This is a genomic window from Streptomyces sp. R302 (assembly GCF_012927245.1).
Taxonomy (GTDB): Bacteria; Actinomycetota; Actinomycetes; order Streptomycetales; family Streptomycetaceae; genus Streptomyces.
Window position 1 is genome coordinate 274,701 of sequence record NZ_JABBGE010000008.1, and the last position, 25,147, is coordinate 299,847.

The 25,147-nt window shown below is 73.6% G+C and carries 25 protein-coding genes and 2 tRNA genes; 19 read left to right on the forward strand and 8 right to left on the reverse strand.

Going from position 1 to position 25,147, the window contains the following annotated elements; genetic code table 11:
• Window positions 1–148: 148 nt before the first annotated feature.
• From HHL19_RS25455 to HHL19_RS25465, 3 genes are read left to right on the forward strand one after another with little or no spacing between them, the layout of a single operon-like run.
• On the forward strand, window positions 149–1,231 hold the full coding sequence (locus HHL19_RS25455) for a chorismate-binding protein (protein ID WP_169092665.1): 1,083 nt from the start codon (window positions 149–151) through the stop codon (window positions 1,229–1,231).
• Complete coding sequence (locus HHL19_RS25460) at window positions 1,228–2,058, forward strand: aminodeoxychorismate lyase (RefSeq protein WP_169092666.1); 831 nt, start codon at window positions 1,228–1,230, stop codon at window positions 2,056–2,058. Before HHL19_RS25455 ends, HHL19_RS25460 begins: the two co-directional genes overlap by 4 nt.
• A gap of 43 nt (window positions 2,059–2,101) precedes the next feature.
• Window positions 2,102–2,941: a GNAT family N-acetyltransferase gene (locus HHL19_RS25465; RefSeq protein WP_169092667.1), complete on the forward strand. Its 840-nt coding sequence runs from the start codon at window positions 2,102–2,104 to the stop codon at window positions 2,939–2,941.
• Window positions 2,942–2,955: 14 nt separating this feature from the next.
• Here the strand turns inward: HHL19_RS25465 and HHL19_RS25470 are convergent, their stop codons facing one another.
• A complete protein-coding gene (locus HHL19_RS25470; RefSeq protein ID WP_169092668.1) occupies window positions 2,956–3,468 on the reverse strand; it encodes a DsbA family protein in 513 nt (170 codons plus the stop codon).
• Window positions 3,469–3,648: 180 nt separating this feature from the next.
• On the opposite strand from HHL19_RS25470, the gene HHL19_RS25475 reads away from it, so the two are divergent.
• The gene (locus tag HHL19_RS25475) at window positions 3,649–4,092 is read left to right on the forward strand and encodes a hypothetical protein (RefSeq protein WP_169092669.1); all 444 of its coding nucleotides are present in this window, start codon (window positions 3,649–3,651) and stop codon (window positions 4,090–4,092) included.
• A 132-nt stretch (window positions 4,093–4,224) separates the two neighbouring features.
• A complete protein-coding gene (locus tag HHL19_RS25480) occupies window positions 4,225–4,407 on the forward strand; it encodes a hypothetical protein (RefSeq protein ID WP_169092670.1) in 183 nt (60 codons plus the stop codon).
• Between the two features lie 4 nt (window positions 4,408–4,411).
• Here the strand turns inward: HHL19_RS25480 and HHL19_RS25485 are convergent, their stop codons facing one another.
• Both HHL19_RS25485 and HHL19_RS25490 read right to left on the reverse strand, forming a co-directional pair.
• Window positions 4,412–4,969: a CGNR zinc finger domain-containing protein gene (locus HHL19_RS25485; protein ID WP_169092671.1), complete on the reverse strand. Its 558-nt coding sequence runs from the start codon at window positions 4,967–4,969 to the stop codon at window positions 4,412–4,414.
• A gap of 191 nt (window positions 4,970–5,160) precedes the next feature.
• On the reverse strand, window positions 5,161–5,574 hold the full coding sequence (locus HHL19_RS25490) for an SsgA family sporulation/cell division regulator (protein WP_030493555.1): 414 nt from the start codon (window positions 5,572–5,574) through the stop codon (window positions 5,161–5,163).
• A gap of 189 nt (window positions 5,575–5,763) precedes the next feature.
• Between HHL19_RS25490 and HHL19_RS25495 the strand changes: the two genes are divergently transcribed.
• Complete coding sequence (locus HHL19_RS25495; RefSeq protein WP_169092672.1) at window positions 5,764–6,186, forward strand: TIGR02611 family protein; 423 nt, start codon at window positions 5,764–5,766, stop codon at window positions 6,184–6,186.
• 54 nt (window positions 6,187–6,240) lie between these two features.
• Window positions 6,241–6,312, forward strand: a tRNA-Val gene (locus HHL19_RS25500).
• A 61-nt stretch (window positions 6,313–6,373) separates the two neighbouring features.
• On the opposite strand, the gene HHL19_RS25505 is transcribed toward HHL19_RS25500, so the two are convergent.
• Window positions 6,374–8,818 carry a hypothetical protein gene (locus HHL19_RS25505; RefSeq protein WP_169092673.1) on the reverse strand — a complete coding sequence of 815 codons (2,445 nt, stop codon included), beginning with the start codon at window positions 8,816–8,818 and terminating at the stop codon, window positions 6,374–6,376.
• Window positions 8,819–8,898: 80 nt separating this feature from the next.
• On the opposite strand from HHL19_RS25505, the gene HHL19_RS25510 reads away from it, so the two are divergent.
• Together HHL19_RS25510 and HHL19_RS25515 are read left to right on the forward strand one after the other, a co-directional pair.
• On the forward strand, window positions 8,899–9,345 hold the full coding sequence (locus HHL19_RS25510; RefSeq protein ID WP_169092674.1) for an SRPBCC family protein: 447 nt from the start codon (window positions 8,899–8,901) through the stop codon (window positions 9,343–9,345).
• 45 nt (window positions 9,346–9,390) lie between these two features.
• Window positions 9,391–9,462, forward strand: a tRNA-Val gene (locus HHL19_RS25515).
• Window positions 9,463–9,519: 57 nt separating this feature from the next.
• On the opposite strand, the gene HHL19_RS25520 is transcribed toward HHL19_RS25515, so the two are convergent.
• Complete coding sequence (locus tag HHL19_RS25520) at window positions 9,520–10,248, reverse strand: 3'-5' exonuclease (RefSeq protein ID WP_169092675.1); 729 nt, start codon at window positions 10,246–10,248, stop codon at window positions 9,520–9,522.
• 121 nt (window positions 10,249–10,369) lie between these two features.
• Here HHL19_RS25520 and HHL19_RS25525 point away from each other — a divergent pair, with 121 nt between their 5' ends.
• The 3 genes from HHL19_RS25525 to thrS all read left to right on the forward strand — a co-directional run bounded on the left by HHL19_RS25525 (window position 10,370) and on the right by thrS (window position 14,396).
• Window positions 10,370–10,936, forward strand: a complete 567-nt coding sequence (locus HHL19_RS25525; protein WP_169092676.1) for a DUF4365 domain-containing protein — start codon at window positions 10,370–10,372, stop codon at window positions 10,934–10,936.
• A complete protein-coding gene (locus tag HHL19_RS25530) occupies window positions 10,936–12,285 on the forward strand; it encodes a hypothetical protein (RefSeq protein ID WP_169092677.1) in 1,350 nt (449 codons plus the stop codon). The genes HHL19_RS25525 and HHL19_RS25530 overlap by 1 nt, the downstream gene beginning before the upstream one ends.
• Window positions 12,286–12,419: 134 nt before the next feature.
• The gene (gene thrS / locus HHL19_RS25535) at window positions 12,420–14,396 is read left to right on the forward strand and encodes a threonine--tRNA ligase (protein ID WP_169092678.1); all 1,977 of its coding nucleotides are present in this window, start codon (window positions 12,420–12,422) and stop codon (window positions 14,394–14,396) included.
• 29 nt (window positions 14,397–14,425) lie between these two features.
• Here the strand turns inward: thrS and HHL19_RS25540 are convergent, their stop codons facing one another.
• The gene (locus HHL19_RS25540; RefSeq protein ID WP_169092679.1) at window positions 14,426–15,130 is read right to left on the reverse strand and encodes a potassium channel family protein; all 705 of its coding nucleotides are present in this window, start codon (window positions 15,128–15,130) and stop codon (window positions 14,426–14,428) included.
• 65 nt (window positions 15,131–15,195) lie between these two features.
• Between HHL19_RS25540 and HHL19_RS25545 the strand changes: the two genes are divergently transcribed.
• Window positions 15,196–15,759: an HIT domain-containing protein gene (locus tag HHL19_RS25545; RefSeq protein ID WP_169092680.1), complete on the forward strand. Its 564-nt coding sequence runs from the start codon at window positions 15,196–15,198 to the stop codon at window positions 15,757–15,759.
• Window positions 15,760–15,843: 84 nt separating this feature from the next.
• Here HHL19_RS25545 and HHL19_RS25550 read toward each other — a convergent pair whose 3' ends face one another.
• Together HHL19_RS25550 and HHL19_RS25555 are read right to left on the reverse strand one after the other, a co-directional pair.
• The gene (locus tag HHL19_RS25550; protein WP_206325523.1) at window positions 15,844–17,502 is read right to left on the reverse strand and encodes a hypothetical protein; all 1,659 of its coding nucleotides are present in this window, start codon (window positions 17,500–17,502) and stop codon (window positions 15,844–15,846) included.
• A 199-nt stretch (window positions 17,503–17,701) separates the two neighbouring features.
• The gene (locus HHL19_RS25555) at window positions 17,702–19,909 is read right to left on the reverse strand and encodes an elongation factor G-like protein EF-G2 (RefSeq protein ID WP_169092682.1); all 2,208 of its coding nucleotides are present in this window, start codon (window positions 19,907–19,909) and stop codon (window positions 17,702–17,704) included.
• A gap of 262 nt (window positions 19,910–20,171) precedes the next feature.
• Here HHL19_RS25555 and pgsA point away from each other — a divergent pair, with 262 nt between their 5' ends.
• The 6 genes from pgsA to pdxT all read left to right on the forward strand — a co-directional run bounded on the left by pgsA (window position 20,172) and on the right by pdxT (window position 25,137).
• Window positions 20,172–20,837 carry a phosphatidylinositol phosphate synthase gene (gene pgsA, locus HHL19_RS25560; protein WP_169092683.1) on the forward strand — a complete coding sequence of 222 codons (666 nt, stop codon included), beginning with the start codon at window positions 20,172–20,174 and terminating at the stop codon, window positions 20,835–20,837.
• Window positions 20,834–21,739: a phosphatidylinositol mannoside acyltransferase gene (locus HHL19_RS25565; RefSeq protein ID WP_169092684.1), complete on the forward strand. Its 906-nt coding sequence runs from the start codon at window positions 20,834–20,836 to the stop codon at window positions 21,737–21,739. The genes pgsA and HHL19_RS25565 overlap by 4 nt, the downstream gene beginning before the upstream one ends.
• A complete protein-coding gene (locus tag HHL19_RS25570) occupies window positions 21,736–22,890 on the forward strand; it encodes a glycosyltransferase family 4 protein (RefSeq protein ID WP_169092685.1) in 1,155 nt (384 codons plus the stop codon). Before HHL19_RS25565 ends, HHL19_RS25570 begins: the two co-directional genes overlap by 4 nt.
• Window positions 22,891–22,953: 63 nt before the next feature.
• Window positions 22,954–23,496: a hypothetical protein gene (locus HHL19_RS25575; protein ID WP_043228051.1), complete on the forward strand. Its 543-nt coding sequence runs from the start codon at window positions 22,954–22,956 to the stop codon at window positions 23,494–23,496.
• Window positions 23,497–23,631: 135 nt separating this feature from the next.
• Window positions 23,632–24,540, forward strand: a complete 909-nt coding sequence (gene pdxS, locus HHL19_RS25580) for a pyridoxal 5'-phosphate synthase lyase subunit PdxS (RefSeq protein WP_169092686.1) — start codon at window positions 23,632–23,634, stop codon at window positions 24,538–24,540.
• Between the two features lie 6 nt (window positions 24,541–24,546).
• Window positions 24,547–25,137: a pyridoxal 5'-phosphate synthase glutaminase subunit PdxT gene (pdxT, locus tag HHL19_RS25585; protein WP_169092687.1), complete on the forward strand. Its 591-nt coding sequence runs from the start codon at window positions 24,547–24,549 to the stop codon at window positions 25,135–25,137.
• Window positions 25,138–25,147: the final 10 nt, after the last annotated feature.

Genomic DNA, 25,147 nt, shown 5'->3' on the forward strand with positions numbered 1-25,147 from the left:
GCGTGCTGACCTGCGCGCCCTTCGGTGCGCCCGGCGACGGCTCCCGGAGGGTTCGAACGGTGTTCACCCGCCGTGTCCCCGAGGTCGCGCGGAGCCCCCGCCGCCCGCGCACCCCGTACTCCGGAGCGGCCCGACCTAGACTCGATGCGTGTACGACCTACCTCCCCTGGCCCGCTTCGGCGGCCTCGTCGCGACCGACCTCCGGGACGTCACCCATGATCCCGAGGCTCTCGACTCCACCGGCTTCTGGGCCGTCTGTGCCGACTTCGAGGGCCGGCTCACCTGCGCCCGCTTCGGAGACGTCCGCAGGGCGCCGGTGCCCGCCGCCGTCCCCGGCGCGTGGCTCGGCCCGCGCCCGGGCGACTGGACGTCGTCGCTCGACCGCGCCGCGTACACCGCGGGCGTACGGGCGGTGCGCGAGCACATCGCGCGCGGCGAGGTCTACCAGGCGAACCTCTGCCGGGTGATGACCGCGCCGCTGCCCGATCCGGCCGCCGCCGACGTGGACGCCCTCACCTCGCTGCTCGCGGCGGGCAACCCCGCCCCGTACGCCGGAACGATTCGGCTGCCCGCGCACGGCGTGGAGATCGCCACCGCCTCGCCCGAGCTGTATCTGCGGCGCGAGGGCGCCCGGGTCTCCTCCGGTCCCATCAAGGGCACCGGCAGGACCGCCGCCGACCTGCTGCCCAAGGACCACGCCGAGAACGTGATGATCGTGGACCTGGTCCGCAACGACCTCGGCCGCGTCTGCGAGACCGGCTCCGTCGCCGTCCCCGCCCTCTGCGACATCGAGGAGCACCCCGGCCTGGTCCACCTCGTCTCCACCGTCAGCGGCGTGCTGTGCGAGGACGCCGGCTGGCCCGAGCTGCTCGCCGCCACCTTCCCGCCCGGCTCCGTCACCGGCGCCCCCAAGTCCTCCGCGCTGCGGATCATCGAGGCCCTGGAGACCGCGCCCCGGGGGCCGTACTGCGGCGGCATCGGCTGGGTGGACGCCGACGGGGGCCGTGCCGAGCTGGCCGTCGGCATCCGCACCTTCTGGATCGACCGGCCGTTCGGCGTGCTGCGCTTCGGCACCGGCGCCGGCATCACCTGGGGCTCCGACCCCGAGCGGGAGTGGGAGGAGACCGAGCTGAAGGCGGCCCGGCTGGTCGCGATAGCGTCGGGCGCCTACGAGTCGGGCGCCCGGGACGATGACGTCCCAGGGGCGAGCGGAAAGGCCATCTCTCGATGAAAATCTGGGTCAACGGCGGGCTGTACGACGAGGAGACCGCCCGGGTCTCCGTCCTGGACCACGGACTGACCGTCGGCGACGGCATCTTCGAGACGGTCAAGGCCGAGCGCGGCGAAACGTTTGCGCTAACCCTCCACCTGGAGCGGCTCACCCGCTCCGCCCGCGGCCTCGGCCTGCCCGACCCGGACCTCGACGAGGTCCGCCGGGCCTGCGCCGCCGTCCTCGATGCCAACCCGATGGAGCTCGGCCGGCTCCGGATCACCTACACCGGCGGCCTCTCCCCGCTCGGCTCGGAGCGCGGCGACGCCGGCACGAGCCTCGTCGTCGCCGTCGGCGCGACCTCCCGCCGCCCCGACACCACCGCCGTGGTCACCGTCCCCTGGACCCGCAACGAGCGCGGCGCCCTCACGGGCCTGAAGACCACCTCGTACGCGGAGAACGTCGTCGCCCTGGCCCGGGCGAAGGAGGCCGGCGCCACCGAGGCCCTCTTCGCCAACACCGTCGGCCGGCTCTGCGAGGGCACCGGCTCCAACGTCTTCGTCGTGCTCGACGGCCGGATCCACACCCCGCCCGTCTCCTCCGGCTGCCTCGCCGGCATCACCCGCGCGCTCGCCGTCGAGTGGACCGGCGCCGTCGAGACCGACCTGCCGTTCGACGTCCTGGAGACCGCCGAGGAGGTCTTCCTCACCTCCACGCTGCGCGACGTCCAGGCCGTCCACCGCGTCGACGGCCGCGAACTCGCCGCCGCCCCGGGCCCGGTGACCGCCAAGGCCATGCGGATCTTCGAGGAGCGGGCCGCCGCCGACCGGGACCCGCGACTCGGCTGAAATCCGGATGACGGGGCCCTCCCGAATGGGTAGAACACCCCTGATGACCACCACCCTGCGGCCGGCCGAGCCGCTCCAGCACTCCGCCGACGGCGGCCGTTCCCGCGTCTACGACATCTGCGTGAACAGCCGCCGGGTCGGTTCCGTCCGCGTCACCACCGATCCGGGCTTCGGAGCCGCGTCGGGGCGGATCGACGGCCTCCGGGTCGACGAGCCGGACCGCGGCCGGGGGCGGGGGACGGTGGCGGCGCTCGCCGCCGAGGAGGTGCTGCGCGGCTGGGGCTGCACGGACGTCCGGATATCCGTGCCCGCGGACGCGACCGCCGCCCTCGGCCTGGCCCGCGCGCTCGGCTACGCCGAGCTCAGCCGGAACATGCTGAAGGAGCTCGCGGACCCGCCGCCCGCGCTGCCGTCCGGCGTCGAGGCGCGGCCGATGACCGAGGACGAGTTCGCCGCCTGGCAGGCGACGGCCAAGGAGGCCTTCGCCCGGAGCTGGGTCGACCGGGGCGTGCCCGAGGACCAGGCCCGCGCCAAGGCGGAGGCCAGCCACCGCGAGCTGCTGCCCCAGGGGCTCGCCGGCCCCGGCACGGCGTTCCACGTGGCCCTCGCCGACGGCGGGGTCGTCGGCCGTGTGTGGACCGCGGTGCGCGAGCTGGAGCCCGGCGTGAGCGCCGGATACGTCTATGACATCGAGGTCGCGGCGGAGCGGCGCGGCCGGGGGTACGGCCGGGCGCTGATGCTCCTTGCCGAGCGCGTGACGCGGCAGGCCGGGGAGGACCGGCTCGGACTGCACGTCTTCGCGGGCAACACCCCGGCGATCCGCCTGTACGAGTCGCTCGGCTACCGCACGACCCACGTCAACAGCGCCAAGCGGCTGCTCTGAGCCGCGGGCGGGGGTCAGCCGGCCAGCAGGCGGTCGGCGATCTCCTCGATCCGGGCGCGCAGCCCCTCCTGGTCCTGGCCGCCGTCGAGGCGCTCCCCGCCGATGACGTAGGTGGGGGTGCCGGTGATCTTGAGGGCCTGGCCCTCGGCCTGGTCGGCGTCGACCGTGAGCAGGTGCCGGCCGTCGATCAGCGCCGTGTCGAACTCCTCGGCGTCCAGGCCGAGTCCGGCCGCCACCTCCAGGAGCACCGGCTCGCCCCGCTCGGCGAGCTCGGCGGTCCTGGCGAGCAGCGCCTCCACGTAGGCCCAGCCCTGCCCCTGGTCGACCGCCTCCTCGGCGGCCTGGGCGGCGGCGTAGGCGTGCTTGTTCTTGGTGAGCGGGAAGTGGCGGAGCTGGACGTCGAGCCGGTCGCCGTACGCCGCGCGCAGCGCGCGGACGTCGCCGAGGGCCCGGAAGCAGTCGGGGCACTGGAGGTCGAACCAGGCCTCCAGGACGACGGGGGAGGGCGCGGTGGTGGAGTCAGTCATGGACGGCAGTCTTCCAGCAGGTCGGCCCCGGCCCCGCATCGGCACGGCACCGGACCCGAGGAGGGGATCCCGTCCGGGACGACCCGGAGATCTCCCTGAGACGGGCCCGGGGGCGTGGCCTCCGGAGGGTGGGTCGGTGCAGGATGGAAGGGACGTATCACCCGGGACCTGGAGGATCGCATGCTGGCCGAGACCATTTGCTCCGCGGTGTCCGCGGCGGGCCTGGGCATCGCCGCGATCACGGCGTACCGGAAGAAGTACCTGAGCGCGGCGCGGATCGCCGGCTGGTCGCTCGTTCCGCTCGGCCTGGTGATGACCGGCGCCGTCGAGTGGGCCTTCGACACCGTCTTCAGCCCGGTCGCCTGGGCAGGCTTCGGCGTGCTCGGCGTGGCCTGGCTGCTCCTGCTGACGACCCGGGGCGTGGAGCGCCGCCGGGGCGGCCGGAAGGCGGCGGAGGGGGGAGCGCGGCGCGAGGCGGTCGCGCCCGGCGCCTCGTCCCCGGCCTCCGCCGCCGCGCCGGCCCGTGAGGCCCTGGCCCGCCCCGCCTCGGGCACGCCCGCCCGCGGTGGGGACGCCGAGGACTTCAGCGACATCGAGGCGATTCTGAAGAAGCACGGAATCTGACCGCTTCTGGCCGTTGCCTGCCGGGCCACGACCGGGCGGTGATCCGGAGATCCACGGGAAGGGATGAACCGCCCCGTCAAGGGGCGGATTCCGGCCTTCCCTGGGTCCGCGGTGCGCCATCATCCCCCCGAGATGCTCGAAACCTCGCGGGAACCCGCCCCCGCCTCCGCCGAGTCCGTGCCCGCCGCCGATCCGCCGGTCGAGGAGCCGAGGGGCTGTCTCTTCGCGCTGTCGCAGCCACCGCTGATGATCTTCCTGACGGTGATCGGGGCCCTGCTCCTGATGGCGGCCCTGCACGACCTCTACGTGCTCTGAGGCGTCAGCCGGCGGCTTCCTTGCGGCGGGCCCGGTAGGCGGCGACGTGTAGACGGTTGCCGCAGGTGCGGCTGTCGCAGTAGCGGCGGGAGCGGTTGCGGGAGAGGTCGACGAAGGCCCGGCCGCAGTCCGGGGCCTCGCACCGGCGCAGCCGCTCGCGCTCGCCCGAGACCACGATGAAGGCGAGCGCCATCCCGCAGTCGGCGGCCAGGTGGTCGGCGACCGAGGCGCCCGGCGCGAAGTAGTGCACGTGCCAGTCGTAGCCGTCGTGGTCGGTGAGCTGCGGGGTGGTGCCCGCGGCGGCCACCAGCTGGTTGATCAGCGGGGCGGCGATCCTGGCGTCGGGGGCGGTGAAGACGGCGGCGAAGCGGTCCCGCACCTCGCGGACGGCCCGCAGGTCCTCGGCGTCCAGGTCGCCCACGTCGCTGATCCGGTGCTCGCGGACGAACACGCCGAGCGCGTCGAGGTCCGCGAGCGTGTCCTCGCGGTCGCCCTGGGCGGCGGTGTTCATGAGATCGACGACGGTGTCGAGGGCGATCCGGGTGTCGTGGGGAATGAGCACGCTTCGCTCCCTGGCCGGCCGCGGGCGGGCGCCCGTGGAATGCCGTCGACTCTAGCGCGCCCCGGAAATGCGCGACGGCGCCCTTCGCCGCGCCGGCTGCGCGGTGAGGACGCCGGGGGTCGAGCGGATGCGACCGCCCGCGCGGCGCCGTCGCCCCGAGTCGGACGGCGCCGTGCGGTCTATGGCCTGGCTCAGCTGTCGGCCAGGATGTGGGACAGCTCCGTATCGAGGTCGAAGTGCCGGTGCTCGGTGCCCGGTGGCACCGCGGCGTCGGTCCGCTTGAGGAAGGATTCCAGGGCCCGCGCGGGGGCCTCCAGCAGGGCCTCGCCCTCGGGCGAGCTCAACGCGATGCAGACGACTCCCTGGCCGTGACTACGGGAAGGCCAGACCCGGACGTCGCCCGTGCCGGTGGGCCGGTGCAGCCCCTCGGCGAGAAGGTCGCGGGCGAAGACCCACTCGACCGTCTCCTCGGCTCCGGTGTGGAAGGTGGCGTGCACGGCGTACGGATCCGCCGTGTCATACCGCAGGCCCGCGGGTACAGGCAGTGAGGACTCGCTCGACACAACGAGGCGCAGGTGCAGCTCGCAGCTCACCACGGTGTTCATAAGCGCCAGGGCCTTTCGCTCAGTGTGCGCTCGGGGATTCGCACGTCGGCGAAATCGACATGCCACCTCCGGTGCCGTTGTAAACCCCTCTGTCGGTTTTGTGGTCGTTCAGGTAGCTCGTCTGGCGGTATGTAACTTTGGGTAATACCGCCATACCAGTGGGGCTGGTGAGTCGGGTAAATTGGCATCATGAATGCGGAGAGTGACGAGCGAGCCCCCGAGCCCCAGCCCGCCGAGCAGGTCGAACTGGGATCCCGCGCACCGGAGTTCATCAAGGCCCGTCGCGGCCTCCACCTGAGCTGGCAGGTCGGCGTCTTCATCGTCGGACTCGCCGTGATCGTGGCCGGCATCCTGATGCTCGTCTTCCCCGGACCGGGATGGCTGGTCATCTTCGGCGGCATGGCGATCTGGGCCACCGAGTTCGTCTGGGCGCAGATCGTCCTGCGCTGGACCAAGCGCAAGGTCACCGAGGCCGCCCAGCGCGCCCTCGACCCCAAGGTCCGGCGCCGCAACATCACCCTCACCGTCATCGGCGTGGTGATCATCGCCGCGCTGCTCGGCTGGTACCTCTGGAAGTTCGGCCTCGTCATGCCCTGGAAGATCGAGGAGTGACCCGAGGGTGGTTCGGAAGCCCCGCTGACATGCGGTAATGTTTGCGGTGCGCCGGGGCGATTAGCTCAGCGGGAGAGCACTTCGTTCACACCGAAGGGGTCACTGGTTCGATCCCAGTATCGCCCACCCCGGTCCGAGGGCCCGGAGACGACATCGTCTCCGGGCCCTCGGCGCGTCCCGGCCCGGCTCACCGCATCCGGGCCAGCCGCTCCCGCACCGTCCGCGCCTCCCGCAGCCGCCGCTCGTACGTGGCCCCCACCGCGAGCAGCAGCAGCCCGGCCGCCGCCGGCGGCAGCCAGCGCGGCAGCGCGCCGACCAGCTGCACCACGTACGGCGCCAGCTCGTGCACCGCCACCAGGGCGAGCACCGCCCCGCCGAGGATCAGCGGCGCCTGGAGCCGGAACCGCGCCCCGAGCAGCGTCACCGCGAGCGCGCCCGTCCCCAGGAGCAGCGGCCGCCCCCAGTACGGGTCCGACCAGACCGCCACCAGGCTCGGCACCAGCGTCGCCGCGAGCCCGGGGCCGTACGCGGTCCAGGACGAGGCCGCCGGGTCCCGGCGCCGCCGCAGGAGGCCGACCACCAGCGCCGGCACCGTCACCGGCAGCGTGTACGCCTCCGGGACCGTCACGCCCCACACCCCGAGCCGCAGCCAGGCCGCGGCCAGGAAGAGCGCGCCCGCCGTCCACGAGGCGGCCCGCCGCCGCTCCGCCCGCAGCGCCGTCGCCGCCGCGATCACCCCGCCGAGCGCCAGCGCCAGGGCGAGGACCGCCGGACGCGGCGCCGTCAGGGCCACCGCCAGAGCGCCCACCGCCACCCCCGACAGCTCCGCCGCGAGCGACCGGAACCGGACGGCCAGGGCCGCCGTGCCCGCCGGGACGAGCAGCAGGACCAGCCCCGCCGAGGCCGCGGAGAGCCCCGCCGCCGCGGTCCCTGCCCCCACCAGACCCGCGGCCGCGAGCACCGCGCCACCCGCGGCCGTCTCGCGCACCGCCCCGGCACCGAGCACGGCCGCCGCCACGAACAGACCGAGCAGCACCCCCAGCACGACGAACGTCGCCGCCCGCACGTCCAGCGCCAGGAGCAGCGCCGAACCCGCCGAGGCGAGCCCGGCCGTCACACCGGTCCGGGACAGCAGCGCGCCCGCCGCCACCGGAGCCGCCGGCGCCCCCGCCGTCCACGAGGCGCCCCAGCCGCCCTCGGGCCGCACCGGCGGCTCCGGCCGCTCCGGCCGCTCCGCCACCGGAGCCGGCTCGGGCAGGCCGCGGGTGAGCACCTCCGGCCGCACCGCCAGGGCCAGCGCCGCGCCCGTCGCCACCAGCCGGACGGCGAGCCCCGCCGCGTACGACAGTTCCAGGGCGACCGGCAGCGCCGTCAGCACCGCCCACCCGAGCAGCACCGCGCCCCACCGGCCCCACGGCCCCCGCGCCAGGCCCGCCGCGCCCGCACCGAGCAGCAGCACCAGGAGCGCCGTCGCCGGATAGTCCGCGAGGACCGGCGCCGCGTGCGTCCCGGACCAGACGCCCGCGCTCCGGCCGGCGGGACCGAGCAGCCCCGCGAGCACCGGCGGCAGCGCCCACACCAGGCCGAGCGCCGCGACCCCGCCCCCGGCGAGCCCGAACCCGGCCCGTACCTCCGCCGGGATCCGCGCCGCCCGCACCGGGCGCCACAGCGACGCCACCGCCAGACCGAGGACCACGTACACCGGCACGGCCCACTCCGCCGGCAGCGCGGCACGCACCGGACCCGCCACGGCCGCCACCCCGGCCAGTGCCGCCACCATCGCCAGCACCCGGGTGGCCGGACGGACCACCCGGGCCGCGTACAGGCAGACCGCGGCCCAGCCCAGCAGCAGCGGCCCACCCGTCCACGGGCTCGTCAGCGACAGCCAGCCGCCCGCCGGCAGCGCCCAGAGCGCCAGGAGGGCCGCCGACACCCCCGCCGTCGTCCGTACCGCCGTCCCGGCGGGACGGGCGAGCAGCAGCACGTCGGCCGCCGCCGTCAGCGCCGCCGCCCACGCCACGGCCGCCGGACCCCCGCCGGCCGCGAGCACCCCCAGCGGCAGCGGCAGCTGCGCCGCGGCCACCGCCGCGGGGAGCGGCAGCAGCAGCCCCCGCAGCAGCCCGCCGTACCCGGCCCACAGCCCCGCGAGGAGTGCGGCGGCGACCGCCGCGTACCCGAGCCCGTCCGTCTCCGGCAGCACCACCCGGTGCAGGGCGTACGCGTCCAGGACCGTCAGCGCGAGCCCCAGCGCGCCCACCGCCTCCGCCGTCGACGCGAGGCCCCGGCGCAGCAGCGCCGCGGGCGCCGCCAGCGCCGCCGAGGTCACCACGAGCAGCACCGCCGAACGCCCCGCGATGCCCATCGAGCCCCAGCTCACCAGCGTGAACGCGAGCGCGGCGACCGCGAGCAGCGTCCCGCCCAGCGTCAGCAGCACGTTCTGCGCGCCGCGCGGCGAGGTCTCCGCCGGGGGCGCCCCCGGGAACGGCGGGGCCGCGGGCGGGCCGACGGGGGAGTGCAGCACACCCAGCAGCCACACCCGCCGGGCCAGCAACTCCGCACGGCGCGCGTCGAGTCGGGCCAGCTCGACGTCGACGCGCCGCAGCTCCTCGACCGGAGGCAGGTTCATGTCCATGCCCGGAGTGTCGCGCCGCGCCCCCGCCCGGGGAATGCGCGCTGCTACTCAGATCCCGCCCGAGTACCCACACTGGACCCATGGACTGGTGCCGGTACCGCTTCCGCAGCGTCTGGCGGCTCGCCGCCCCGCCCGACCGGGTGTACGCCGCCCTCGCCCGCGCCGAGGACTACCCCCTCTGGTGGCCCCAGGTCCGCACCGTCGTCCCCCGCGACGACACCACCGGCACCGCCCGCTTCCGCTCCCTGCTCCCGTACGACATCGAGGTCACCGCCCGCGCCGTCCGCCAGGACCCCCGGGCCCGCGTCCTGGAGGTCCGGCTCGACGGCGACCTGGAGGGCTGGGCCCGCTGGACCCTCACCGCCGACGGCGCCGGCACCCACGCCCTCTACGAGCAGGAGGTCGAGGTCCGCGCCCGGCTGCTGCGCCTCCTCGCCGTCCCCGGCCGCCCCTTCTTCCGCGCCAACCACGCCCTGATGATGCGCGGAGGGAGACGCGGGCTCGCCGCCCACCTGCGCGCGGAATGAATTTGGAGCCCGGCCCGGAAGCCCTGTATGGTTCAACCCGTTCCCGGGCGATTAGCTCAGCGGGAGAGCACTTCGTTCACACCGAAGGGGTCACTGGTTCGATCCCAGTATCGCCCACCGGGAGAGGCCGGTCCGTCATTACGACGGACCGGCCTCAGCCGTTTCCGGCACCCCTCACGCCGCCTTCCGCAGCTCCGGGCGGAGCGGCCACGCGGGATCCACCAGCTCAGGCGTCCCCTGCCGGGTGAACCACGCCTGCAGCCCCCGCGCCTGCCCCGCGTGCCACACCGCCTGGAGCGTGTGCAGCTCCGCCGGGGACAGCCGCTCCAGACGGGCCGCGAAGCGCCGTCCCACCGCCCGCACCACCTGGAGCGCGGCCGTGGCGTCCGCCGCCGCGTCGTGCGCCCCCTCCAGGTCCACCTCGTAGTGCGCGCACAGGTCCGTCAGCGTCCGGCGGCCCTTGCGGTACCGGTCCAGATGCTTGTCCAGGACCCGCGGATCGAGCACGCACAGCGAGGTGTGCTCCAGGTACCGGCCCAGCGTCGACGCCCGATGGCGCCTCAACTCCCGGTCCAGGATGGTGAGGTCGAACGGCGCGTTCATCACCACCAGCGGCCTGCCGGCCGCGTTCTGCTCCGCCAGGGCGCGCCCCAGCTCCTCCATCACCGGCGACGGCCACCGGCCGTTGCGCTGGAGGTGATCGTCCGTCAGCCCGTGCACCGCCGTGGCCCCCTCCGGGACCGGGATCCCCGGATTGACCAGCCAGCGGGTCACCCGGGGGCGCGCCCCGGCCGCGTCCTGGACGACGAGCGCGGCGGACACGATCCGGTCCTGCTCGACGTCCACTCCGGTGGTCTCCGTGTCGAAAGCGGCCAGGGGCCCTTCGTACCAGTTCGTCGTCATACCCGAACTCCTCGCACCAGCGCGGCAGATGGCCAACCCCCTGCCCCGATCCGGTGATACCCGCCCTGTTTGCGGCGTACGCGGACCGGTCACAACACTGGTGACGGGGAAGGACGTTCACATGTCGCTCGCCCAGCCGGAGTCGGGAGGGCTGCCGCCCCAGCGGGCGGCCCCGGCACGCGGCTCACTCGCCACCACCGCCTGCATGGAGACCCTCCAGGTGGGATACCTGCACGCCGTCGCCGCCGCGGCGGGCTGCTCGCTCGCGCAGCCCTTCCCGGACAACGGCGTCGACTGGCACGTGAGCCACGGCTCGCCCGGACACACCGTCGACGACGAGGTCACCGTCAAGGTGCAGCTGAAGTGCACCTACCAACTGCCCCCGCACCCGACGGGGAGCACCTTCCCCTTCACCCTCGACAACGACCACCTGGTGAAGCTCGCCCGGACGCCCGTGGCGGTGCACAAGATCCTGGTCGTGATGATCGTCCCGAGAGACCCGGAGGACTGGCTGAGGGCGAGCCACGACCGGCTCGACCTGCGGCACTGCTGCTACTGGACGAACCTGGCCGGACACCCGGTCACCGGACGCCGCCGGACCACCGTGCGCGTCCCCACGGCGCGGATCTTCGACGACCGGGCGCTCTGCGAGATCATGACCCGGGTCGGCCGGGGAGGGAGACCTTGATGCACCGACCGATCGACGACTCCGGATACGGGGACGGATACGCGGACGGATACGGATACGGGACCGGAGGCGGGTACGGGACGGGCGGCCGGGGCGCACCGCGGCCCGTCCCGTCGCCGTACCGGCCCCATCCCGTCCCGGCCGCCGAACCCGCCGGTTCCTGGACCTCCCCGGGCGACGGCGTCCCCGACCCCGGCCGGGTCGACCCCCGGGTCCTCGGCGCCCTCCTCGCCCGCCACGGCTGGCAGCGCCGCGGCGGGGCCCCGGGCCGCTACGGCCGCTGGACCCCGCCCGGCGGGCAGGCGAGCGGCGGCACCAGCCTCCTCGTCCCCGACAGCCTCGCCTTCCCCGACTGCGAGGACCTCGTCGGCGAGGCCCTCACCGCCCTCGCCCGCAGCGCGGCACCCTCCGCCCGCGAGGTCCTGACCGGCCTCGCCGTCCCGAGCGACGAGGTCCGCTGGTGGCGCGAGGCGCCCCCGGGCCCGGCCGGCACCGTGCCCTGGCCCGCGCAGGAGAAGTTCCGCTCCGCCGCCCGCGGGATCCTCCTCGCCGGGGCCCTCGCCGTGCGCGGCCGGGCCGGCTACCACGGCTCCCGGCACCGCTCCGCCGCCCGCGCCGCCCTCGAACCCGTCGTCGTCTCCACCGACCCCGGCGGCCGGGTCCTCACCGCCTTCCTGCCCGTCCCGCCCGGCCGCCCCGTCGCCGTCCGGCTCTACCACGCGCTGCACGCCGCCCGCGAGGCCGTCGACTACCAGCGCGCCACCGGCGGCATGGAGGCCTTCGACTCCGCCGTCGAGGCCGGGGTCAGCCGCGAGCTCACCGAGGCGCTCGTCGCCCTCGTCCGGGGGACCGAGGGCGCCCGCGTCGCCCTCGAATGGGCCCCGGCCGCCGGTGTCCCCGAGGGCTGCGCCGCCCGCCCCGAGCCCGTCGAGTTCTCCCCCGGCGACCTGCCGGCGCTGCGCGGGGCGAGCGCCCGCTACCTCGCCGACGAGCCCTCCGTCCCGGTGCGGATCACCGGCGCCGTCGTCCGGCTGCGCCGCTCGGGGCCGCGCGGCGAGGGCACGGTCAAGCTCCGGGTGCTCGGCGGAGCGGAGGTCGGCCACGTCCGCGTCGCGCTCGACGAGGCGGCGTACCGCACGGCGGGCCACGCCCACCTCGTGGGCCTCCCGATCCGGGTCGTCGGCCGGCTGGAGAGCCGCGGCGGCTTCCGCCGCCTCACCGACGCCTCCGGCGTGGTCCCGGTGCAGGTGGACGAGGCGGAGCGGGACCGGTTGATGAAGTCGCTCCAGGGGACCGCCGAGGACGGGGCCTTCTTCGAGGAGGAGCGCGGACCGGAGGAGGAGCGGTGAGCGGGTTCGACGGGCAGCGGTGAGCGGGGCGCGGCCGGGCCCGTAAGATCGAGGGGACGCGGCACCTCGTCTCTGCCGCGCCCCGCCGGCGCCGGCACCTCGTGTCTGCCAGCGCCCCGATGCATGGAGTACCCGTGTCCGAAGTCCGTGTGACCGTCCAGACCGCCTCGGGATCAGAGGAGAGGACGGTGAGCGCGGGCACCACGGCCGGCGCCCTGTTCGCCGACGACCGCACCGTCATCGCCGCCCGTGTCGCGGGCGACCTGAAGGACCTCTCGTACGAGCTCGCCGACGGCGACCTCGTCGAGGGCGTCGAGATCTCCTCCCCGGACGGCCTCGACATCCTGCGCCACTCGACCGCGCACGTCATGGCGCAGGCCGTGCAGGAGCTCTTCCCCGAGGCCAAGCTGGGCATCGGCCCGCCGGTCCGGGACGGCTTCTACTACGACTTCGACGTCGAGAAGCCGTTCACGCCCGAGGATCTCAAGGCCATCGAGAAGAAGATGCAGGAGATCCAGAAGCGCGGCCAGCGCTTCGCCCGCCGCGTCGTCTCCGACGAGGCCGCCCGCGAGGAGCTCGCCGACGAGCCGTACAAGCTGGAGCTCATCGGCATCAAGGGCTCCGCGTCCACCGACGACGGCGCCAGCGTCGAGGTCGGCGGCGGCGAGCTGACCATCTACGACAACCTCGACGCCAAGACCGGCGAGCTGTGCTGGAAGGACCTCTGCCGCGGTCCCCACCTGCCCACCACCCGGAACATCCCGGCGTTCAAGCTGATGCGCAACGCGGCCGCCTACTGGCGCGGCAGCGAGAAGAACCCCATGCTGCAGCGCATCTACGGCACCGCCTGGCCGTCGAAGGACGAGCTGAAGGCCCACCTCGACTTCCTCGCCGAGGCCGAGAAGCGCGACCACCGCAAGCTGGGCAACGAGCTCGACCTCTTCTCCATCCCGGACGAGATCGGCTCCGGCCTCGCCGTCTTCCACCCCAAGGGCGGCATCATCCGCCGGGTCATGGAGGACTACTCGCGCAAGCGGCACGAGGAGGAGGGCTACGAGTTCGTCTACTCGCCGCACGCCACCAAGGGCAAGCTCTTCGAGAAGTCCGGCCACCTCGACTGGTATGCCGAGGGCATGTACCCGCCCATGCAGCTCGACGAGGGCGTGGACTACTACCTCAAGCCCATGAACTGCCCGATGCACAACCTGATCTTCGACGCGCGCGGGCGCTCCTACCGTGAGCTGCCGCTGCGCCTGTTCGAGTTCGGCACCGTGTACCGGTACGAGAAGTCGGGCGTCGTGCACGGCCTGACCCGGGCCCGGGGCTTCACCCAGGACGACGCGCACATCTACTGCACCCGCGAGCAGATGGCGGAGGAGCTGGACAAGACCCTCACCTTCGTCCTCAACCTGCTCCGCGACTACGGTCTGACGGACTTCTACCTGGAGCTGTCGACCAAGGACCCGGAGAAGTTCGTCGGCTCCGACGAGGTGTGGGAGGAGGCCACCGCCGTCCTCCAGCAGGTCGCCGAGAAGCAGGGCCTGCCGCTCACCCCCGACCCGGGCGGCGCCGCCTTCTACGGCCCGAAGATCTCGGTGCAGGCGCGCGACGCCATCGGCCGTACCTGGCAGATGTCGACCGTCCAGCTCGACTTCAACCTGCCGGAGCGCTTCGACCTGGAGTACACCGCCCCGGACGGCACCAAGCAGCGCCCGGTCATGATCCACCGCGCGCTCTTCGGCTCGATCGAGCGCTTCTTCGCGGTGCTCCTGGAGCACTACGCGGGCGCCATGCCGCCGTGGCTGGCCCCGGTCCAGGCGACCGGCATCCCGATCGGCGACGCGCACGTCGAGTACCTGCAGGAGTTCGCCGCCAAGGCGAAGAAGCAGGGCCTGCGCGTGGAGGTCGACTCCTCCTCGGACCGGATGCAGAAGAAGATCCGCAACGCGCAGAAGCAGAAGGTCCCCTTCATGATCATCGCGGGTGACGAGGACATGGCCGCCGGCGCGGTCTCCTTCCGCTACCGCGACGGTGCGCAGGAGAACGGCATCCCCGCCGACGAGGCCATCGCCAAGATCGCCAAGATCGTCGAGGAGCGCGTCCAGGTCTGACGGCCCGGCGCGTCCCGCCGAGCGCGTCGTCAGGAGGCCCCCGGGGAATCCCCCCGGGGGCCTTCCCCGTTCCCCGGCTTCTCGTCCTCCCTGGTGAACGCCTGGATCAGCCACGACGAGAACGAACCCGTCACCGCGCCGAGCAGGGCCAGGCCGCAGGCCATCAGGCCGACCGCCACCGTCCGGCCGATCGGGGTCACCGGGCTCACGTCGCCGTAGCCGACCGTCGCCAGCGTGGCGCAGGCCCACCAGACCGAGTCGCCGAAGGTGAGGATGGAGGCTCCGGGGGCGTCGACCTCGTGGTGGTAGACGGTGAGCGAGGCCGTGAAGCCGAGCAGGGAGACCGAGAGCCCGGAGTAGACCATCACCCGGGCGTAGAGGCTGAGCCGCGGCTCGCCCCGGCGGCGCTGGACCCGGTCGTAGAGCGTCACCATCCGGACCGGGCGCAGCAGCGGCAGCAGGAGCACCATCGTGTCCAGGAGGTGGGTGCGGACGAAGCGGAGCGGGCGCAGGCCGCTGAGCCGGAGCCGCACCACGTAGTCCGTGATGAAGACCGCCCAGGCGCCGAGGACGATCCCGAGGCACAGGTCCACGCCGAGCCGCGGGAGGTGGTCGCGGGCGAGGACCCGGACCGCGTACCCCGCGAGGTAGGCGAGCGAGGCCACGGCGAGCGGCAGCTCCATGCGGTGGTCCCAGCGTTCCTGGCGGGGCGGTTTCGGGGGCCTTTCGCTCATCGGATCAGGATCACCCGAGGTGGCTTCCCTCGCCCCGCCGACACGTTCCGAACGGGCGACGCAATATGCTGCACAGCATGACGACTGAGCCGGAGCAGCAGATCGGGGTGGGGGCGCCGGACGCGTTCCAGCGCCTGTGGACGCCCCACCGGATGGCGTACATCCAGGGGGAGAACAAGCCGACCGGGCCGGGTGCCGACGACGGCTGTCCGTTCTGTTCGATCCCGTCGAAGTCGGACGAGGACGGGCTGGTGATCGCCCGGGGCGCGAGCGTGTACGCGGTCCTCAACCTGTACCCGTACAACGGCGGGCACCTGATGGTCGTCCCCTACCGGCACGTCGCCGACTACACGGACCTGGACGCGGCGGAGACGGCGGAGCTCGCCGACCTCACCAAGCGGGCGATGATCGCCCTGCGGGCGGCGTCCGGCGCGCACGGCTTCAACATCGGCATGAACCAGGGCGCCGTGGCGGGCGCGGGGATCGCCGCGCACCTGCACCAGCACGTGGTGCCGCGCTGGGGCGGCGACACCAACTTCATGCCGGTCGTCGGCCACACCAAGATCCTGCCGCAGCTGCTGGCCGACACCCGGAAGATGCTGGCCGACGCCTGGCCGGCCACCGTCTGAGCCGATCTCCTCGCCGTACGGCCCCGGGGCGCGGTCCCGGGGCCGTACGCGTCCCGGGGTCGTAGGCGTCCCCGCGCGGGAGCGTCAGGCGTCGTAGACGTCGGCCTTCCTCGGCGCGGGTTCCTGAAGCGTTCCGCTCATGAAGAGCGTGCGGTTGGTGAAGCGCTCGGTGTTCACGTTGTGCTCGTCGAGGAAGCGGACGGTCGCCGCGTGGACGGCGCGGACCACCGGCGTGGCCATCCGGAGGGCGTCGTCGGCCATGAAGCGGTTCTTCCAGAGCGGTCCGGCCCACACGTGCCGCAGGCCGAAGGGCTCGGGCAGGGTCATCTTGCCGCCGAGGAAGTCCAGGACCGGCGGGTACCAGGTGAGCGGGGCGCGGACGGCGAGCCGGACGATGTCGTCGGTGCCGAGCAGCGGCTGCGGGATCTCCTTGGTCTCCCAGAACCGGACGGTCTTGGAGACCTCCTTGGTCTTCGCCTTGGGCTTGGTGGTGAACAGGCCGTGGACGGGGCCGAGGGCGTGGCCGGTGACCTCGATGCGCAGGGTGTGGTGGAGCGCGGTCACCGTGACCATCATGGTCAGGACCACGTTGCCGTCCCAGAGCGTGAACTGGACGCCCAGGTAGTGGCGGTTGCCGGCGTCGAACTGCTGCTCGTTGCAGATCCGCTGTATCTCGTGCGGCTTGACCTGGTAGTGGACGATGTTGTCGCCCTCGGGGCGGCTGACCTCGTCGGCGCCCTCGCCGACCGGGGAGACGATCCAGTGCTTGACCGTGGGCTTCGGGAAGCCGGTCTTCAGGGAGCCGCGCTCCAGGAGCGTGAGCTGGTCGTGGATCTTGCGGATCAGGTCCCAGGCGCGGAAGTCGTGCATCTCGAGACCGGCCACCGGGACCAGCTCCTCGGCGAGCGTCCAGCTGCCCCAGCGGGTGCCGAGGCCGAGGATGCCCTTGGAGCCGGCGTAGAAGACCACGTTGGACTGCTGCTCGGCGGAGAGCTTCTCCAGATTGAGCCGGAGCTCCTCGGCGGACTTCTCGCCCGGGTCGGTGGGGACGGACTTGGGGACGTGGGCGCTGACGCCGCCGCCGCTCAGCAGCCCGGTCCACCGCTCGCGGAGGTCCACGGCGGCGCGGAGGCAGATCCGGCTCGCGAGGTACCAGCCGATCACCGGGGCGACGAGCATCGCCCGCAGGTAGTTGGGGAGTATGCCGTCGAAGGGGAGCCGGAGGAGGACCAGGACGGCGGCGATGCCCGCCACCCACAGCAGGACGGTGCCGATCAGGCTGGTCTTCTTGTTCGGCTTCCCGGCGGCGGTGCGGCGCAGGTGGATCACGCCGAGCCAGAGCAGCAGCCCGGGCAGGAAGAGGAAGCCGCAGACGAACGTGACCAGGGTCAGCTTGACGTCGCGGCGCCGGCGGATGTGGGTGGCCGCCAGGCAGTGCTCGACGACCGGCTGCGGCTCGGCGCCGAAGGACTGGATGAGGGCCTTGCGGCCGCCGCCGAGCATCCGGACCTGCACGGCCCGGGAGAACGCCTCGCCGAGGTCCGGGCGGAAGAGCTTCTCCCACCGGCCCTTCTTGACCCCGGTCTTGTAGTACTCGTTGTCGGCTTCCTGGATGGTCTCCAGGGGGCTGTCCCGGTACGCGGCCGAGGCCAGCGCGTTCGTCGCCCCGGTCAGGCCGCTGCCGCCCTGGAGCGGGATCTGTGCCCCCGGTCCGAAACCGTCGATCGCCACTTCCGCCCCCATCACCGCGCTTACCCGTGCGGGCTGTTCCCGACTGCCGCGCCCGGCACAGCCGCCGAGCTGGGCACCACAGCGTAACCGGGCGGCGTGGTATGCGTCACCGGCTGTGGACAACCCCGGCCGGAAGCTGTGGACAAGCCTGACCGGAACCCGTCCGCCCGGTACGGTTCCGGACGGACGGAGACCGCTGCCACCCCGTCAGCTATGAGCCTCCTCCGGTCTGTTCGCGGAGGCGTTCGGCGATCTGAGGGGGCATCGGTTCGTGCCGGGCGTAGCTGCGGTCGAAGCGGCCCGTGCCGTGCGAGACGGACCGCAGGTCGATCGCGTACCGCCCGATCTCGATCTCCGGGACCTCGGCCCTGACCACCGTGCGGCCCGGTCCCGCCTGGTCGGTGCCGACGACCCGGCCGCGCCGCCCGGACAGGTCGCTCATCACGGCGCCCACGTACTCGTCGGGGACGAGCACCCGCACCTCCGCGACCGGCTCCAGGAGATGCACCGGGACCTCGGCGGCCGCCTCGCGCAGGGCGAGCGCGCCGGCCGTCTGGAAGGCGGCGTCCGAGGAGTCCACCGAGTGGGCCTTGCCGTCCCTGAGGGTGACCCGGACGTCGACCAGCGGATGCCCGGCGGCGACCCCGCGCGCGGCCTGGGCCCGTACGCCCTTCTCGACGGAGCCGATGAAGGGGCGGGGGACCGCGCCGCCCACGACCTTGTCCACGAACTCGACGCCGCTGCCCGGCGGGAGGGGCTCGACGTCGATCTCGCAGATCGCGAACTGGCCGTGCCCGCCCGACTGTTTGACGTGCCGTCCGCGTCCGGAGGCGGGGGCGCCGAAGGTCTCGCGCAGCGGCACCCGGTACGGGACCGCGTCCACGCGCACCCCGTAGCGGCCGCGCAGCCGCTCCAGGACGACGTCCTGGTGCGCCTCGCCCAGGCACCAGAGGACGACCTGCCCGGTGTCCTGGTTCTGCTCCAGGCGCAGGGTCGGGTCCTCGGCGACCAGCTTGGCCAGGCCCTGCGAGAGCCGGTCCTCGTCGGCCTTGCTGTGCGCCTCGACGGCGAGCGGCAGCAGCGGTTCGGGCATCGGCCACGGCTCGATCAGGAGCGGGTCGTCCTTGGCGGACAGGGTGTCGCCGGTCTCGGCGCGGCCGAGCCGGGCCACGCAGGCGAGGTCGCCGGCGACGCAGTGCGCCATCGGCCGCTGCTGCTTGCCGAAGGGGGAGGTGAGGGCGCCGACCCGTTCGTCGACGTCGTGGTCCTCGTGGCCGCGGTCGGCGAGACCGTGCCCGGAGACGTGCACGGTGTCGTCGGGGCGCAGCGTGCCGGAGAAGACCCGGACCAGGGAGATCCGGCCCTGGTAGGGGTCGGCGGCGGTCTTGACGACCTCGGCGACGAGCGGCCCGGCGGGGTCGCAGGCGAGCGGCGGGCGGGGCTCGCCGTCCGGGGTGGTGACGGCGGGCGGCTCGTGCTCCAGCGGGGAGGGGAAGCCGCGGGTGATGAGCTCCAGGAGCTCGACGGTGCCGAGGCCCTGTCCGCCGCCGTTCGTGGCGGGGGCGGCGGCGAGCACGGGGTGGAAGCCGCCCCGGGCGACCGCCTTCTCCAGGTCGGCGACGAGGGTGGCGACGTCGATCTCCTCGCCGCCCAGATAGCGGTCCATCAGGGTCTCGTCCTCGCTCTCGGCGATGATCCCCTCGATGAGCCGGGCCCGCGCCGCGGCGATCGGCTCCCGGTCGCCGTCCCCGGGCGGCCGCTCGCCGCGGACGCCCGTCGCGTAGTCGAAGACCCGCTCGGAGAGCAGGCCGACCAGGCCGGTGGCGGGGGCGTGGCCGTCGGCGCCCTCCGGGCCGTACACCGGCAGGTACAGCGGCAGCACGGCGTCGGGGTCGTCGGCGCCGAAGAGCCCGGCGCAGACCCGGGTCAGCTCGTCGAAGTCCGTGCGGGCGGTGTCGAGGTGGGTGACGACGATGGCGCGGGGCATGCCGACGGCCGCGCACTCCTCCCAGACCATCCGGGTGGAGGCGGCGACCGCGTCGGCCTCCTGGGCGGCGGAGACGACGAAGAGGGCCGCGTCCGCCGCGCGCAGACCGGCCCTCAGCTCCCCGACGAAGTCGGCGTATCCGGGGGTGTCGAGCAGATTGACCTTGATGCCGTCCCAGCCGACCGGGACGAGGGAGAGCTGGACGGAGCGGTGCTGGCGGTGCTCGATCTCGTCGTAGTCGGAGACGGTCGCCCCGTCCTCGACCCGGCCCGGCCTGCCGAGCGCCCCGGCGGTCTGGGCGAGCGCCTCGACCAGCGTCGTCTTGCCCGAGCCGCTGTGGCCGACCAGCACCACGTTCCGTACCTCCGAGGGCCGGTCGGCCGTCGGTGCCCTGCCGGCGGCTCCGGCGGGGGTGTGCGCCTTGTCGCCCATGATGTCCTCCCGGCTGCGAGGCGGTGAGGGGAGCGGGCGCGGGGGAGCGGCGTCGCGGTGCGGCTCCGGCGGTGCCCGCGGGGTGCTCCTTCGAGCTTTGCACCGACGCCGTGACGCGTCCATACGTCGTACACCGGTGGGCCTCCAGGGGTACGCCGACGCGGCGGGGTGGGTGCGCTCCCGTGCGGCGCCACGGGCGTGGCTACGATGGGTGAGCCGGTGGTCATGGGACCGCGCGGCCCGCCGAAACCTCGGGAAGGCCATGCTGAACAAGTACGCGCGTGCGTTTTTCACGCGTGTCCTCACACCGTTCGCCGCGTTTCTGCTCCGCCGGGGCGTCAGCCCCGACGCCGTGACGCTGATCGGCACGGCGGGAGTGGTCGCCGGTGCGCTGGTCTTCTTCCCCAGGGGCGAGTTCTTCTGGGGCACGATCGTCATCACCCTCTTCGTCTTCTCCGACCTCGTCGACGGCAACATGGCCCGGCAGGCCGGGATCTCCAGCCGCTGGGGCGCCTTCCTCGACTCGACCCTCGACCGGGTCGCCGACGGGGCGATCTTCGGCGGCTTCGCCCTCTGGTACGCCGGCAAGGGCGACGACAACGTGCTGTGCGCGGTGGCGATCTTCTGCCTGGCGAGCGGTCAGGTCGTGTCGTACACCAAGGCGCGCGGCGAATCGATCGGCCTGCCGGTCGCGGTCAACGGCCTGATCGAGCGGGCCGAACGGCTCGTGATCTCGCTGGTCGCCGCCGGTCTCGCCGGACTGCACGCCTTCGGCGTGCCGGGGATCGACGTGCTGCTGCCCATCGCGCTGTGGATCGTGGCCGTCGGTTCGGCCGTGACCCTGGGGCAGCGGGTCGTGACGGTACGCAGGGAGTCGGCCGAGGCGGACGCCGCCGCGGCGGCCGGGGGAAGCGGGGCGACCACGTGAGCGCGTTGAAGGACAAGGTGGCCGACGGGCTCTACGGCCTCGGCTGGGCCACCGTGAAGAAGCTCCCGGAACCGGTGGCCAAGGCCCTCGGCCGGAAGATCGCCGACACCGTGTGGAAGCGGCGCGGCAAGGGCGTGCTGCGCCTGGAGGCCAACCTCGCGCGCGTGGTGCCCGACGCCACGCCCGAGCGGCTCGCGGAGCTGTCGAAGGCCGGCATGCGCTCGTACATGCGCTACTGGATGGAGTCCTTCCGGCTGCCCACCTGGAGCCGCGAGCGGGCCGCGAACAGCTTCGCGATCAAGGGCGAGGACGTCCTGAAGGACGCCATAGCCTCCGACCGCGGCGTGATCCTCGCCCTGCCGCACATGGGCAACTGGGACCTGGCCGGCGTCTGGGTGACCCGCGCCCTCGGCGTGCCCTTCACCACGGTCGCCGAACGGCTCAGGCCCGAGTCGCTGTACGACCGCTTCGTCGCCTACCGCGAGTCCCTCGGCATGGAGGTGCTGCCGCACACCGGCGGCGCCGCCTTCGGGACCCTCGCCCGCCGGCTGCGGGGCGGCGGCCTGGTCTGCCTGGTCGCCGACCGGGACCTGTCCGCCTCCGGCGTCGAGGTCTCCTTCTTCGGCGAGGCCACCCGGATGCCCGCCGGACCGGCCATGCTCGCCCTCCAGACCGACGCGCTCCTGCTGCCGGTGACCCTCTGGTACGACGACACCGACGTCATGAAGGGCGAGGTGCACGCGCCCGTGGAGGTACCCGAGTCAGGTACCCGCGGCGAACAGGCGTCCCTCATGACACAGGCCCTCGCCGACACCTTCGCCGGGGCCATCGCGGACCACCCGGAGGACTGGCACATGCTCCAGCGCCTCTGGCTGGCCGACCTGGAGGAGCGCACTTCGTGAGGATCGGAATCGTCTGCCCGTACTCCTGGGACGTACCGGGCGGCGTCCAGTTCCACATCCGCGACCTCGCGGAGCACCTGATCCGGCTGGGGCACGAGGTCTCCGTCCTGGCCCCCGCCGACGACGACACCCCGCTGCCGCCGTACGTCGTCTCCGCCGGCCGCGCCGTGCCCGTCTCGTACAACGGCTCGGTGGCCCGGCTCAGCTTCGGCTTCCTCTCCGCCGCGCGGGTCCGCCGCTGGCTGCACGACGGCACCTTCGACGTCGTCCACATCCACGAGCCGACCTCGCCCTCGCTCGGCCTGCTCACCTGCTGGGCGGCGCAGGGCCCGATCGTCGCCACCTTCCACACCTCGAACCCGCGCTCGCGGGCGATGCTGGCCGCCTACCCGATCCTCCAGCCGGCGCTGGAGAAGATCAGCGCCCGGATCGCGGTCAGCGAGTACGCGCGCCGGACCCTGGTGGAGCACCTCGGCGGCGACGCCGTCGTCATCCCCAACGGCGTCGACGTCGACTTCTTCGCCGGCGCGGAGCCGAAGGCGGAGTGGCAGGGGGAGACGCTGGGCTTCATCGGCCGCATCGACGAACCCCGCAAGGGCCTGCCCGTCCTGATTAAGGCGCTGCCCCGGATCCTCACCGAGCGCCCCGGCGCCCGCCTGCTGGTCGCCGGGCGCGGCGACGAGGAGGAGGCGGTGGCGACGCTGCCGCCCGAGATGCGCTCCCGGGTGGAGTTCCTCGGCATGGTCAGCGACGAGGACAAGGCGCGGCTGCTGCGCAGCGTCGACGTGTACGTGGCGCCCAACACCGGCGGCGAGTCCTTCGGCATCATCCTCGTCGAGGCCCTCTCGGCCGGCGCACCGGTCCTCGCCGCCGATCTGGACGCCTTCGCGCAGGTCCTGGACCAGGGCGCGGCGGGCGAACTCTTCGCCAACGAGGACGCGGACGCGCTGGCGGACGCGGCGATCCGGCTGCTCGGCGACCCCGCCCGGCGCGCCGAGCTGAGCACGCGCGGCTCGGCGCACGTGCGGCGCTTCGACTGGTCCACGGTCGGCGCGGACATCCTGGCGGTCTACGAGACGGTCACCGACGGCGCGGCCGCCGTCGACACGGACGAGAAGACGGGCGGCCTCCGGGCCAGGCTGGGGCTGTAGCCGCCGGTCGAGGCCGGGGCGGAAGGCCGGCTCGCGGCTGCCGCCCGGGTAGCCTGTCCGCCCGTGACCGAAACCCTGATCTGGACCGTTGTCGCGCTGATCTTCATCGGCGTCTACCTGAGCTGGACCGCCGGCCGGCTCGACCGGCTGCACACGAGGATCGACGCGGCGCGGGCCGCGCTCGACGCGCAGTTGCTGCGGCGGGCCTCGGTCACGCAGGAGCTGGCCACCTCGGGGGTGCTCGATCCGGCCGCCTCGATCGTGCTGTACGAGGCGGCGCACGCGGCGCGGCAGGCGGAGGAGGACCATCGGGAGGTCGCCGAGAGCGAGCTGAGCCAGGCGCTGCGGGCCGTCTTCGGGGAGCCGGAGCAGGTGGAGCTCGTACGGGAGGCGCCCGGCGGCGAGGAGGCCGCGGGGGAGCTGGCCGCGGCCGTTCGGCGGGTTCCCATGGCGCGGCGGTTCCACAACGACGCCGTGCGGGCCGCGCGGGCCCTGCGGCGGCATCGCAAGGTCCGGTGGTTCCGGCTCGCGGGCCACGCGCCCTTCCCGATGGCCTTCGAAATGGACGACGAGCCGCCGGTGGCCCTGGCAGATCGTCCCTCGTGATCCACTCCGGCCTCGGATTCGCACGAAAAGGATCCACGGCCTGCATATTGGCCCTTGCTGTGGACCGCTCGTGGACTGTTTCCTCGCTCTAGTCGTCAACGCCCCGTTGAACCCGTTGTCACGAGTGAGGTTCCCGTGTCCAGCTCCACCACCCCCCAGTCCCCCGAGACCGGCACCGCGCGCGTCAAGCGCGGCATGGCCGAGCAGCTCAAGGGCGGCGTGATCATGGACGTGGTCAACGCCGAGCAGGCGAAGATCGCCGAGGACGCCGGCGCCGTCGCCGTCATGGCCCTGGAGCGGGTCCCCGCGGACATCCGCAAGGACGGCGGCGTGGCCCGGATGTCCGACCCGAACATGATCGAGGAGATCATCGGCGCGGTCTCCATCCCGGTGATGGCCAAGTCCCGCATCGGCCACTTCGTCGAGGCCCAGGTCCTCCAGTCCCTCGGCGTCGACTACATCGACGAGTCCGAGGTCCTCACCCCGGCCGACGAGATCAACCACTCCGACAAGTGGGCCTTCACCACCCCCTTCGTCTGTGGCGCCACCAACCTGGGCGAGGCCCTGCGCCGCATCGCCGAGGGCGCGGCCATGATCCGCTCCAAGGGCGAGGCCGGCACCGGCAACGTCGTCGAGGCCGTCCGCCACCTGCGCCAGATCAAGAACGAGATCGCCAAGCTGCGCGGCTTCGACAACAACGAGCTCTTCGCCGCCGCCAAGGAGCTGCGCGCCCCGTACGAGCTCGTCAAGGAGGTCGCCGAGCTCGGCAAGCTCCCCGTGGTCCTCTTCTCCGCCGGTGGCGTCGCCACCCCGGCCGACGCCGCGCTGATGCGCCAGCTCGGCGCCGAGGGCGTCTTCGTCGGCTCCGGCATCTTCAAGTCGGGCGACCCGGCCAAGCGCGCCGCCGCCATCGTGAAGGCCACCACCTTCTACGACGACCCGAAGATCATCGCGGACGCCTCCCGCAACCTCGGCGAGGCCATGGTCGGCATCAACTGCGACACCCTCCCCGAGTCCGAGCGCTACGCCAACCGGGGCTGGTAAGCACCGATGAGCAGCACCCCCGTGATCGGAGTCCTGGCCCTCCAGGGCGACGTGCGGGAGCACCTGATCGCCCTGGCCGCGGCGGACGCCGTGGCCAGGCCGGTCCGGCGCCCCGAAGAGCTCGCCGAGGTCGACGGCCTGGTCCTCCCCGGCGGCGAGTCCACCACCATCTCCAAGCTGGCCGTCCTCTTCGGCCTCATGGAGCCGATCCGCGAGCGGATCGCCGCGGGCATGCCGGTCTACGGCACCTGCGCCGGCCTGATCATGCTCGCCGACAAGATCCTCGACCCGCGCTCGGGCCAGGAGACCTTCGGCGGGATCGACATGATCGTGCGCCGCAACGCCTTCGGGCGGCAGAACGAGTCCTTCGAGGCCGGAGTCACCGTCGCGGGCATCGACACGCCCGTCGAGGGCGTCTTCATCCGCGCTCCCTGGGTGGAGTCCGTCGGCGCCCGGGCCGAGGTGCTCGCCGAGCACGACGGCCACATCGTCGCCGTCCGCCAGGGAAAGGTCCTCGCGACCTCCTTCCACCCCGAGCTCACCGGTGACCACCGCGTCCACGAGCTCTTCGTGGACATGGTGCGCGCGGATCGGTGACACGATCCCG